Here is a 12174-nt window from a genome sequence, read left to right as displayed (position 1 = left end):
CCCGCGCCCGTCGCCGTCTCGGTGCCGGCCGCCGGCGACGACACCGCCCGGCGCATCGCCGCGGCCATGGCGCCGCTGGACCCTGCGCTGGTGCTTTTGTTCGGCATGCCGGCCGAGGGGCTGCCCGCCCTGGGCGGCGCGCTGCGCGAGGCGCTGGGGCAGGGCTGCCGGATCGTCGGCTGTTCCTCGGTCGGCGAGATCGGCCCCGGCGGCTATTGCGCGCAGACGGTGACGGCGCTGGGGTTCCCCTCGGCCAGCTTCCGGGTCGGGGTCTGCGTGCTGCGCGACCAGGCGCTGGTGCCGGTGTCGGAATGGATGGCGACGCTGCGCCGCTTTCACGGCGATTTCCGCTCCGACCTGCGCCGCTCCAGCTTCGGCGTGCTGCTGGCCGATGCGCTGGCCCGGCAGGAGGACGTGCTGACCGCGACGCTGGACGCGGCGATCCCCGGCCTGCCGATCGTCGGCGGCTCAAGCGCCGAGGGCATGGGCTTCGGCCCGACCTGCCAGATGGTCGATGGCGCCGCCCATCCCGGCGCGGCGCTGTTCCTGCTGGTCGAGACCGACCTGGCGGCGGCCGAGGTTTCCTTCCAGCATTTCAGCCCGACCGACCGGCGCGCGGTCGTCACCGCCGCCGACCGCCACAACCGCATCATCCTGGAGCTGAACGACGAGCCGGCGGCGCAGGAATATGCCCGGCTGGCCGGCATCCCGGTCGAGGCGCTGACCCCGACCGAATTCGCCCGCCATCCCTTGCTGCTGCGCACCGGCAAGCGCCATCACGTCCGCGCCATCCGTGCCATCACCCCCGAGGGCGGCCTGCAGCTTTTGTCCGGGATCGAGGCGGGCAGCATCCTGACGCTGGGCCGGGCCATGGACATGACCCGCGGCTTTGCCGAGGCGCTGGACGCGCTGCCGCGCCCGCCGCTGATGGTGCTGGGCTTCGACTGCGTGCTGCGGCGGCTGGCGCTGGAACGCGCCGGCATGGACGGGCAGATGTCGGAGCTTCTGGCGCGCTATCGCGTCGCCGGCTTCAACACCTATGGCGAGCAGCACAGCGGCATGCATGTGAACCAGACCTTCGTCGGCATGGCCCTGATGCCGCCCGCGCCGGGCTGAGCCATGTTCCTGCGCGACGAGGATCCCCCCGCCCGGCGGGTCGAGAAGCTGACGCGCATCGCCGATGTGCTGGTCGAGCGCATCGACCGGCTGGAGGAAAGCCGCGGCTCGGCCTGGTCCATGTTCCAGGCCGCCGTGGCGCTGGAGCAGGAGGTGCAGGCCCGCACGCGCGAGCTGGAACAGGCGCTGGCCGACCTGTCCGAACGCAACCGCGAGCTGGCCGTCGCCCGCGCCTCGGCCGAAGAGGCGAACCGCTCGAAGACCCGGTTCCTGCGCGCGGCGAGCCACGACTTGTTGCAGCCGCTGTCCGCCGCCAAGCTGTTCCTGTCGGCGCTGAAGGACACGCCGCTGGACGAGTTCCAGCGCGAGCTGACCGGCCGGCTTTCCGGCGCCTTCGAATCGGTCGAGGAGCTGATGCACGCGGTGCTGGACATCTCCCGCCTGGACAGCCAGCGCATCGAGTTCCAGCGCAAGCCCGTCGACCTGGGCGAGCTGTTCCGCCGCCTGGCCGTCGAATATGCGCCCATGGCCGAGGCCAAGGAGCTGCGGCTCAGCTTTGCGCCGACCTCGGCGGTGGTGGAAAGCGATCCGACCTTTCTGCGGCGGATCGCGCAGAACCTCGTCTCCAACGCGATCAAGTATACCGACCGTGGCGGCGTGCTGGTCGGCGTGCGCAAGCGCGGCGAGCGGGCGTGGCTCGAGATCTACGACACCGGCATCGGCATCGCCGCCACCGACCGCGCCCGCGTCTTCGACGAGTTCCAGCGCATCGGCCGCGAGGGCGGCGCGCCCGGCATGGGGCTGGGCCTGTCCATCGTGCGCCGCGCCTGCGCCAAGCTGGGCCATCCCATCGCCATGGACAGCGAGCCGGGGCGCGGCACCGTCTTTCGCGTCAGCCTGCCACTGGTCGCGCCGGGGGGCGAGGCCGCGCGGCCCGAGGGCGCCGGCCAGGGCCCGCATCTGCGCGGCCGGGTGGCGCTGGTGGTCGAGAACGACGACGCCATGCGCCGCGCCCTGCAACTGGTGCTGCAGGACCGGCTGGGCATGGTCGCCCGCGTCTCGGGCGGCATCGCCGAGGCTCTGGCGCAGATGGGTGACGAGCCGCCGGACGTGGTGATCGCCGACTACAACCTCGACAATGGCGACACCGGCCTGCAGGCCATCGCGGCCTTGCGCAAGGCGGCCGGGCAGGCGGTGCCGGCCATCGTCGTCTCGGCCCGGCGGGGGCCGGAGCTGGGCGGCGCCTGCCAGAAGATGGGCGTGCCCCTGCTGGAAAAGCCGGTGCGCCCCGAGGACCTGCAGGCCATGCTGCAGCGGATGCTGGCCTAAGACCAAAGCAGCAGGCAGCCGGCGGCGGGCTTTCGCCGCGGCCCGGACGGGGGCAGGGTCGCTGACAGGGAAGGAAGGACCGGGATGAACGTCTTGCGAGGACTGGCGCTGATCGCGCTGCTGGCCACGCCGCTTCGGGCGGGCGAGGCGGGCGACCTGGTCTTTGCCGAGCGCGGGCCCTGGGATCTGTCGCAGGGACCGCTGGTCTGGACGCTGCGCCAGACCGGCCCCGAGGTTGGGGGCTTTGCACCGCTGGGCGAGGGCACCGTCACGCTGGCAGCCGTCGCCCCGGACGCCGCGGACGGCCCGCCGGCGCTGGAGCTGACCGAGCAGACGCCGCGCATCACGCGCAGGATCGGCCCCTTCCCGGCCTCGGGCGGCGATCCGGCGCTGACCTTCTTTCTGGAAACCATCGCGCGGGACATGGCGGCGCTGACCGGGGGCAGCCCGTTCTATATCCGCAACCGGCTGAAGGATGCGTTGTTTCGCGACGGCGCGGTCCGGCGCGAGGGCGAGGCGATCGTCGCCGTCTTCACGCCCTTCGCGCAGGACGAGAATCGCGGGCGCATGGCCGGCTTCGACACGCTGGAGCTGCGCTTCACCCTGGACGATCCGAAGCGGCCGATCCGGCGCATGCTGGCCGAGACCGGCCCGCTGGCCGGCGGGCGGCCGGCCTATCACAGCGAAATGGTGTTGAAATGATCCGGGCGACCCTGACGGCAGCCCTGACGCTTTCGGCCGGAATGGCCTGGGCGCAGGCGATCAACGACTATCCGACCAATGCGCGGGCCGATTACGTCTTCGTCTGCATGGCGGCGAACGGCCAGACCCGCGAGATGCTGGAGCGGTGCAGCTGCGCCATCGACCAGATCGCCGAGATCCTGCCCTATGACGACTACGTCAAGGCCGAGACGGTGCTGGCCATGCGCCAGACGCCGGGCGAGCGCGCCGGCATCTTTCGCCAGGGCATCGCCGTCAACGACATCGTCGCCAATTTCCGCCGCGCCGAGGCCGAGGCCGAGATCCTCTGCTTCTGAACTGGACAATCCGCGCGCCCCGCGCTTCCTTGGCGGCGAGCTGAACAGGAGGGAAGCCATGGATCTGGGGATCAGGGGCAAGAAGGGGCTTGTCTGCGCCGCGTCGAAGGGGCTGGGCCGGGCCTGCGCCGAAGCCCTGGCCGAGGCCGGGGTCGATCTGGTCGTCAACGCCCGCGGCGCAGAGGCGCTGGAGGCGGCCGCGCGCGACATCGCGTCGCGACATGGCGTTTCGGTCACGCCGGTCGCCGCCGACATCACCACCGAAGAGGGCCGCGCCGCCGTGCTGGAGGCCCTGGCCGGTCAGGCCGACATCCTGGTCAACAATGCCGGCGGCCCGCCGCCCGGCACCTGGACCGACTGGTCGCGCGAGGATTTCATCAAGGCCATCGACGCCAACATGCTGACCGCCATCGCGCTGATGCAGGCGCTGGTGCCGGGCATGATGGAGCGCGGCTGGGGCCGGGTGGTCAACATCACCTCGCAATCCGTGCGCTCGCCCATCGCGGTGCTGGGGCTGTCGAACACCGCCCGCGCCGGGCTGACCGGCTTTGTCGCCGGCATGTCGCGGCAGGTGGCGCCGCATGGCGTGGTGGTGAACAACCTGCTGCCCGGCATCCATGCCACCGACCGCGCCGTCAGCCTCGATTCGGGCGTGGCCAGGGCCGAGGGCATCGACCTCGACGAGGCCCGCCGCCGGCGCGAGGCGACGATCCCGACCCGCAGCTATGGCCGCCCCGAGGATTTCGGCGCCGCCTGCGCCTTCCTGTGCAGCCAGCAGGCGCGGTTCATGGTCGGTCAGAACATCCTGCTGGACGGGGGCGCGCTGAACGTCACGGTCTGAAAAACCGGGCGGCAGAAGGCTCTTGCCAGAATCCTGCCGCCCGGCTACGACGAAAGTCGGAAATCGGGAGACATTGGCGAAAAGCCAGGGCCGAAGGAGCAACCGCCCCAGGAATCTCTCAGGCAAAGGGACCGTTTTCCGCCGAACGCTCTGGAGAGAGGCGGCATCAGCCGCCCGCCGAAGGGATAACGATCTCAGGCGCCCCCGCTTCGGGGTAGGGACAGAGGGGGCATCGCAGCGGCCGGGACAGGTCCGTCCGCAGAAAAGGGGGATGCCCATGGCCGAGTTTCGGCGCACGACGCTATACGACCTGCACCTTTCGCGCGGCGCGAAGATGGTGCCCTTTGCCGGCTGGGAGATGCCGGTGCAATATCCGATGGGCGTGCTGAACGAGCATCTGCATACCCGCGCCCATGCCGGGCTGTTCGACGTCAGCCACATGGGCCAGGTGATCCTGCGCGGGCCGGGCGCGGCCGAGGCGCTGGAGGCGCTGGTGCCCGCCGACATCCTAGGCCTGGCCCAGGGGCGGCAGCGCTACGGGCTGTTCACCAATGAGGCGGGCGGCATCCTCGACGACCTGATGATCGCCAACAAGGGCGACCACCTGCTGCTGGTGGTGAACGCCGCCTGCGCCGAGCAGGACATCGCCCATCTGCGCCAGCTGGAGGCGCGGGGGATTTCGGTCGAGCCGGTGACGGATCGCGGGCTGCTGGCGCTGCAGGGGCCGGAGGCCGAGGCGGTGCTGGCGCGGCTGGTTCCCGGCGTGGCGGCGATGCGCTTCATGGACGTGGCCGAGTTCGACTGGCAGGGCGCGACGCTCTGGGTCAGCCGCTCGGGCTATACCGGCGAGGACGGGTTCGAGATTTCCGTGCCCGAGGACCGGGTGGTCGCCCTGGCCGAGGCGCTGCTGGCCGAGCCCGAGGTCGCGCCCATCGGGCTGGGCGCCCGCGACAGCCTGCGGCTGGAGGCGGGGATGCCGCTTTACGGCCATGACATGGACGGCTCGACCCTGCCCGGCGAGGCGGGGCTCGGCTGGTCGATCCCCAAGGCGCGGCGCGCCGGCGGCGCCCGCGCGGGCGGCTTTCCCGGCGCGGATGCCGTGCTGGAGGAACTGGTCCGAGGCCCCGCCCAGAGCCGCACGGGCCTGCGCCCCGAGGGCCGCGCGCCGATCCGCGAGGGGGTCGGGATCTTCGACGCGGCCGAGGGCGGCGCCCTGCTGGGCAAGGTCTGCTCGGGCGGCTTCGGCCCCTCGGTCGGCGGGCCGATCGCCATGGCGATCCTGCCCGCGCGGCTTGCCCCCGGCGCCACCGTCTGGGCCGAATTGCGCGGCCGGCGGCTGCCGGTGACGATCACCCCGCTTCCCTTCCATCAACCAAGCTACAGGCGCTGAGAGGCCAGGCATGTTGAAATACACCGAAGACCACGAATGGTTGAAACAGGACGGCGACGAGATCGTCGTCGGCATCACGGCGCATGCCAGCGAGCAGCTGGGCGACGTCGTCTTCGTCGAACTGCCCGAGGTCGGCCGCGAGGTCGAGGCGGGCGAGGAGATCGTGGTGATCGAATCGGTCAAGGCGGCCTCGGACATCGTGGCACCGGTCGCGGGCGTCATCACCGCCGTCAACGAGGCGCTGCCCGACGCGCCCGGCGCGGTGAACGAGGACCCGATGGCGGCCTGGTTCTTTCGCATCAAGCCGGCCTCGGTCGACCTGTCCGGTTTCCTGGACGAGGCGGGCTACCAGGCGCTGATCGGCTGAGATTGCCGGGCCTGGCGGCCCGGCGGAAGCCGGGGGCTGTCTGCCCCCGGACCCCCGAGAGTATTTGGAGAACGGAGAAAGGCGGGCGTTTCGGGCCCGCGCGATCTCCGGGACCGTCCCCGTGGATATACTGATGCATCGAGGCCAGTGATGGGTAAATGGACCCCGACCGACTATGATCCCGACGATTTCGCCAATCGCCGCCACATCGGGCCGTCCCCGGCCGAGATGGCGGCGATGCTGAAGGTCGTGGGCGCCGAGACGCTGGATGAGCTGATCGGCCAGACCGTGCCGGCCAGCATCCGGCAGGCCGAGGCCCTGGACTGGCCGGCGCTGTCCGAGGCGGCGCTTTTGCAGCGCATGCGCGAAGTGGCGGCCAGGAACCGGGTCATGACCAGCCTGATCGGGCAGGGCTATTACGGCACGGTGACGCCGCCCGCGATCCAGCGCAATATCCTGGAGAACCCGGCCTGGTATACCGCCTACACCCCCTATCAGCCCGAGATCGCCCAGGGCCGGCTGGAGGCGCTGCTGAACTTCCAGACCATGGTCGCCGACCTGACCGGGCTGCCGGTGGCCAATGCCAGCCTGCTGGACGAGGCCACTGCCGCCGCCGAGGCCATGGCCATGGCGCAGCGCGTGGCGAAGTCCAAGGCACCTGCGTTCTTCGTCAGCGAGAACCTGCATCCCCAGACCATTGCCGTGATCGAGACCCGCGCCGCGCCGCTGGGGATCGAGATCGTCCGCGGCACGGAATGCGATCCGTCGGCCGTGTTCGGGGCGATCTTCCAGTATCCCGGCACTTTCGGCGAGGTCCGGGACTATACCGCCGAGATCGCGGCGCTGCATGCCGCGGGCGCGGTGGCGATCATGGCGACCGACCTGCTGGCGCTTTGCGTGCTGAAGGAGCCGGGCGCGATGGGCGCCGACATCGCCATCGGCTCGGCGCAGCGCTTCGGCGTGCCCATGGGCTATGGCGGGCCGCATGCCGGCTTCATGGCCTGCCGCGACGAGATGAAGCGCGCCATGCCGGGGCGGATCGTCGGCGTGTCGATCGACGCCAAGGGCAACCGCGCCTATCGCCTGTCGCTGCAGACGCGCGAACAGCATATCCGGCGCGAGAAGGCGACCTCGAACGTCTGCACCGCGCAGGCGCTGCTGGCGGTGATGGCGAGCTTCTATGCCGTGTTCCACGGGCCGGTCGGCCTGCGCGCCATCGCCCAGCGGGTGCATCTGAACGCGGCGACGCTGGCCGAGGCGCTGCGCGCCGCCGGGGCCGAGGTCCAGCCCGAGGCGTTCTTCGACACCATCACCGTGCGGGTGGGCGTGGGGCAGGCGGGGATCCTGGCCGCCGCCCGGCATCGCGGCATCAACCTGCGCCAGGTCGGGCGCGACCGGGTCGGGATCTCGGTCGACGAGACCACGGATGCGGGGGTGATCGCGTGGGTGCTGGACGCTTTCGGCATCACCGACCCGGCCCGGCCGGCCGCGACGCCCGCGATCCCCGAGGCGCTGATCCGCGAAAGCGACTACCTGACCCATCCGGTCTTCCACATGAACCGGGCGGAATCCGAGATGATGCGCTATATGCGCAGGCTCAGCGACCGCGACCTGGCGCTGGATCGGGCGATGATCCCGCTGGGTTCCTGCACCATGAAGCTGAACGCCGCTGCCGAGATGATGCCGATCACCTGGCCCGAGTTCGGTGCGCTGCATCCCTTTGCCCCCGAGGACCAGGCGGCCGGCTATCACGAGGTCTTTGCCGACCTGACCGAGAAGCTGTGCGCGATCACCGGCTATGACGCCTTTTCCCTGCAGCCGAACAGCGGCGCGCAGGGGGAATATGCCGGGCTGCTGACCATCGCCGCCTATCACAAGTCGCGCGGCGAGGATCGCGACATCTGCCTGATCCCGGTCAGCGCCCATGGCACCAACCCGGCCAGCGCGCAGATGGCGGGGATGAAGGTCGTGGTGGTGAAATCGGCGCCGAACGGCGACATCGACCTGGAGGATTTCGCCGCACATGCGGCGAAGGCTGGCGACCGGCTGTCGGCGGTGATGATCACCTATCCCTCGACGCATGGCGTCTTCGAGGACACGCTGCGCGAGGTCTGCCGCATCACCCATGACCATGGCGGCCAGGTCTATATCGACGGCGCCAACATGAATGCGCTGGTGGGGCTGGTGCGGCCGGGCGAGATTGGCGGCGATGTCAGCCACCTGAACCTGCACAAGACCTTTGCCATCCCGCATGGCGGCGGCGGTCCCGGCATGGGGCCCATCGGGGTCAAGGCGCATCTGGCGCCCTTCCTGCCCGCCGATCCGCGGACGGGTTCGGGCGCGGTCTCGGCGGCGCCTTGGGGGTCTGCCTCGATCCTGCTGATCTCCTGGGCCTATATCCTGATGATGGGCGGCGCCGGGCTGACGCAGGCGACGCGGGTCGCGATCCTGAACGCGAATTATGTCGCCAGCCGCCTGGCCGGCGCCTATCCGGTGCTGTTCATGGGCAATCGCGGCCGGGTGGCGCATGAATGCATCCTGGACACCCGCCCCTTCCAGGAGCATGGCGTGACCGTGGACGACATCGCCAAGCGGCTGATCGACAACGGTTTCCACGCGCCGACGATGAGCTGGCCGGTCGCCGGCACGCTGATGGTCGAGCCGACCGAATCGGAAACCAAGGCCGAGATCGACCGGCTGGTCACCGCCTTCCTGGCGATCCGCGACGAGATCACCGAGATCGCCGAGGGCCGGATCGGTGCCGAGGCGTCGCCCCTGCGTCATGCGCCGCATACGGTCGAGGATCTGGTCGCCGACTGGGACCGCGCCTATTCGCGCGAGCAGGGCTGTTTCCCGCCGGGCGCCTTCCGGGTGGACAAGTACTGGCCTCCGGTCGGGCGGGTGGACAATGCCTATGGCGACCGCAACCTGGTCTGCACCTGCCCCCCGGTCGAGGATTATGCCGAGGCGGCAGAGTGATGCGTCCTGCCCCGCCGATGTTTCGGCGGGGTTTTCCCGCGGCAGGGGGCAGAGCAGAAAGCTTCGAAACAGGTCTTGCGGCCCCTTGACAAGCCCCAGCGCTTGCGCGAGATAGCACGCCCATGGGGCCGTAGCTCAGTTGGTAGAGCGCATCGTTCGCAATGATGAGGTCAGGGGTTCGATTCCCCTCGGCTCCACCAGAAAATCCGCATAGAATTATGTTTTTATAGGGTTTTCTGTGGGGTTTCCCGCATTCATCCCATCATCAAGGCCGGTCACGTTTCTGGTCTTGGCGAGGCCGAGAAGATTTCCTCGCCAGACTATGCGATGCCTCATGGAATTGGGCGAAAGTCGGGGCTTTCGATTCGGTGCAACGGGTGCAAATATTCCCCTGCACATCGCCTGATTCTGAAATCGACCCCTCGATAGAACCCGAAATCATTCAGCCAAGTAACGCCACAGACATTGCCCACATCGGGCACTTTCCGATTGGTACGCTGCTTCGACGGCTTGGGTGGCTCTCTCTTGACCACAGTGCAATCTGACTTGCCAATGGCTTAGGCGACGAGGAACGGGTCTTTTCCAATCTTCTGCATTTCGGTGGAATTCAGGTAGGAAGCATAGCCGTGAGCAACAACATGACGGCGGAACGTCACGTCGATCTTCTCTCCTATCCCCCATGCCAGCGCGCCAGTCCCCGCCCGCCGCGTAGCGATCAGCCAACCATGGGATGACGATGCAGACTGTGGCTCCGAACGCACTGTTTTCATCCCGGAAGCTCCCCTTTCAACGCGTCCACCTCGGAGTATGTTTTTGCCATAAAGGAGGGGTGCAACGGCACAGAAGCGGCACAAGCCAGATGAGATCGTGGCAAAGCCGCAGCGGTTGAAGTGCTGCGCAGCCAGGCGGGCTGGGTAGTCAACGACAAGCGGATCGGCTGATGGAGCTTTTAACCCAGCTGGATCAGGACGTTGATATAATGATCTAACCGCGCGTCTCACGCGGCACCGGAGCCATATCCATTCTTGTATTTGGATAACGAAAAAGGTGGGTGTGGGTTTATTCCACGGCCGCCTTTCATTGAAGTGTCAGGTTCTAAGTGCAGAGATTGCGGAATTTTCCCATCGCAGTTGACGAGCCTTTCAGGCTATACGATCGCGAAGCTGCTTTCATCCTTACCGTTGCGGCGCCTTTTCCGATCAAGGTTTTCTCCTGTTTTTAGCTCGGCGGTTTATTTTTTGCCCTCTTGGGTGTAGTTTTTGATTTTATCCCTTTGAACGATTTTTTACCGCGCCACGAACGTGCGCGACATGAATAAAGTAAATAGGATAATGGTAGAAAAATGCGCTAACACCATTCCCCAGTGTGGATAGATCGGCTTTGGCAGCCTTCCAAGATCATCTGACATCCGGCAGCTATACCAGTATCGTATATTCTGGTCGCCCACTCAGAATAACTCGCCCCGCCAGAAGTGATTATATAATTCCCAGTGTAGCCGTTAAGGTCGGACATGCCGGTAGTCAGCCGATCGATAGGGCTATCGCTGCGGGAGCGGAAACCAGGTCAAGCATCGCAACGTAGTGATTTGCGTTGCTTATGGCAGAAATAGCGGCGCCGCCAAAAACAGCTACAGGCAAGATCTAGATGGAAAGGCTTGTCAGCCCCATGATCGGCTTGGATGTTTCAGGGGCGCGGATCGTGGGCGCGCGCATGGCGAAAATGAACTCGATCACATTCATTTCCTTGAAGATGCCGATTATCATTTCCCTCGAGGCTTCATTTACGAAGTGGTCACCAAGGGCGATGGCGGGGGGAGCAGCGCGAGCAGGGCAATAAGACCGACAATCGTCCTTATCAGGAACGCGGTTGAGAGAACTCTATCGATTTTACCAATCCAATTCATGGGCCTTCTCCTGATTGTGTCGCAGCGATATTCAGCATGCCGGCTTAGGGTATTGTGGGGAGTCAATAATTACATGGGCCGCACCGAAACATCGGTGCGGCTCACGGATGGATTGAGGGCAGATGACAGGTTCACCTCCAGGATGAGGGTAATCACAGATCGAGGATGTGTCGCCGATTTCCTCCTGATAGCGTCGTGCATAATCGACAAAGAGCTGAAAATAAGCATCAAGATTGGCCTTTGCCGTGCTCATTATCCCAGAGGGCGAACTGAATGCGTTTAGCGCGATCGCCCGAAATACCCGTGCCAAATTCAATGATCGGGGCGACATCGCGCCGGCCGTTCTCATTAATGTTTTTAATCCCGGTCTCATCGTGTCCTTTGCCGATATACTCATAGCACTCATGCTCTTGATCAGCGCTATCGAGAACTTGAACGCCGTTCGCAAACTGCCGCCGATACTTTTGCCTAACCGTGGTGATCTGAAGCGGAGGGACACCAATCTTCGCCGTCAGATCAGCAACAATCTCGCTGATGCGCGGCTGATCAAATTGGCCGTAGTATTGGATCGTACGCGATGCCCTCAAACTGATGCCTGGAGGAAGGAGCGGATAATTCATCCGGATCCGTTCACTGGTGCGATTGTTCCGCCCAAAGACACGTTTTAGCTCACACCGTCCCGGATATTCGATCTTGATAGGTGTCGATGTCGGCATATGGAATATCATCTTATATTCTTTAAAGGGTGCGCTTGTGTCACTATTGTTCAAGCTCTCAAGAACGGACGGTTCTCTGCCTTTGTCGGCCATATCTTGCGGCGCATATGCTGCAAGGGCAACTTTGACCTGATCAGGCTTGTGGCCGGGCGCTATTCCCAAAATGTCCGGAGGTTCGCGCGGCCTAAGCGGCAGATCCTTCCCGCCGGGCCGGCCCTTCGACCCTGGAGGGATCGCCAGGCGGCCGACCTGACAAGCAGCGCGCCTGGCGGATCGACCCTAGCCCGCCTTGCCGGGGTCGTGGCCCAGCAGGCGCAGGGCATTGAGCGTGACCAGCACGGTCGCGCCGGTGTCGGCCAGGATGGCGATCCACAGCCCGGTGATGCCGAGGACCGAGGTCACCAGGAACACCGCCTTCAGCCCCAGCGCGATGGCGACGTTCTGGCGGATGTTGCCCATCGTCGCCCGCGCCAGCCGGATCAGCGCCGGAACGTCC

At 66.6% G+C, this 12174-nt stretch carries 11 protein-coding genes, 1 tRNA gene and 1 riboswitch; of the genes, 9 read left to right on the top strand and 3 right to left on the bottom strand.

Annotation, left to right across the window (positions count from 1 at the left end; translation table 11 throughout):
• The 9 genes from FE811_RS22950 to FE811_RS22910 form a co-directional block, all read left to right on the top strand.
• Positions 1-1116: FIST N-terminal domain-containing protein (locus FE811_RS22950; RefSeq protein ID WP_255469823.1), on the top strand; the 1116-nt coding region annotated here is incomplete at its 5' end.
• A 3-nt stretch (positions 1117-1119) separates the two neighbouring features.
• Complete coding sequence (locus FE811_RS22945; protein ID WP_116222016.1) at positions 1120-2445, top strand: hybrid sensor histidine kinase/response regulator; 1326 nt, start codon at positions 1120-1122, stop codon at positions 2443-2445.
• A gap of 84 nt (positions 2446-2529) precedes the next feature.
• Positions 2530-3147 (top strand): hypothetical protein, encoded by a 618-nt coding sequence (locus FE811_RS22940; RefSeq protein WP_116222017.1) that lies wholly within the window; start codon positions 2530-2532, stop codon positions 3145-3147.
• Positions 3144-3482: a hypothetical protein gene (locus FE811_RS22935; RefSeq protein WP_036757127.1), complete on the top strand. Its 339-nt coding sequence runs from the start codon at positions 3144-3146 to the stop codon at positions 3480-3482. The genes FE811_RS22940 and FE811_RS22935 overlap by 4 nt, the downstream gene beginning before the upstream one ends.
• A gap of 58 nt (positions 3483-3540) precedes the next feature.
• Positions 3541-4323, top strand: a complete 783-nt coding sequence (locus tag FE811_RS22930) for an SDR family oxidoreductase (protein ID WP_116222018.1) — start codon at positions 3541-3543, stop codon at positions 4321-4323.
• A gap of 54 nt (positions 4324-4377) precedes the next feature.
• Positions 4378-4467, top strand: a riboswitch (glycine riboswitch).
• Between the two features lie 133 nt (positions 4468-4600).
• The gene (gcvT, locus tag FE811_RS22925; protein ID WP_116222019.1) at positions 4601-5713 is read left to right on the top strand and encodes a glycine cleavage system aminomethyltransferase GcvT; all 1113 of its coding nucleotides are present in this window, start codon (positions 4601-4603) and stop codon (positions 5711-5713) included.
• A gap of 10 nt (positions 5714-5723) precedes the next feature.
• A complete protein-coding gene (gcvH, locus tag FE811_RS22920) occupies positions 5724-6080 on the top strand; it encodes a glycine cleavage system protein GcvH (RefSeq protein WP_081750479.1) in 357 nt (118 codons plus the stop codon).
• A gap of 150 nt (positions 6081-6230) precedes the next feature.
• Entirely contained in the window at positions 6231-9059 is a 2829-nt protein-coding gene (gene gcvP, locus FE811_RS22915; protein WP_116222020.1) for an aminomethyl-transferring glycine dehydrogenase, read from the top strand.
• Between the two features lie 124 nt (positions 9060-9183).
• Positions 9184-9259 (top strand) — tRNA-Ala (locus FE811_RS22910).
• Positions 9260-9616: 357 nt separating this feature from the next.
• On the opposite strand, the gene FE811_RS22905 is transcribed toward FE811_RS22910, so the two are convergent.
• The 3 genes from FE811_RS22905 to FE811_RS22895 all read right to left on the bottom strand — a co-directional run.
• Complete coding sequence (locus FE811_RS22905) at positions 9617-9829, bottom strand: hypothetical protein (protein WP_140848908.1); 213 nt, start codon at positions 9827-9829, stop codon at positions 9617-9619.
• Positions 9830-11189: 1360 nt separating this feature from the next.
• Positions 11190-11690: a hypothetical protein gene (locus tag FE811_RS22900; protein ID WP_181180936.1), complete on the bottom strand. Its 501-nt coding sequence runs from the start codon at positions 11688-11690 to the stop codon at positions 11190-11192.
• Between the two features lie 267 nt (positions 11691-11957).
• Positions 11958-12174 (bottom strand): hypothetical protein (locus FE811_RS22895; RefSeq protein WP_140848904.1); only part of this gene is annotated, 217 nt, incomplete at its 5' end.

Source organism: Paracoccus sp. FO-3, assembly GCF_006386455.1.
Lineage (GTDB): Bacteria > Pseudomonadota > Alphaproteobacteria > Rhodobacterales > Rhodobacteraceae > Paracoccus > Paracoccus versutus.
This window is presented reverse-complemented; position numbering and strand designations above follow the sequence as displayed.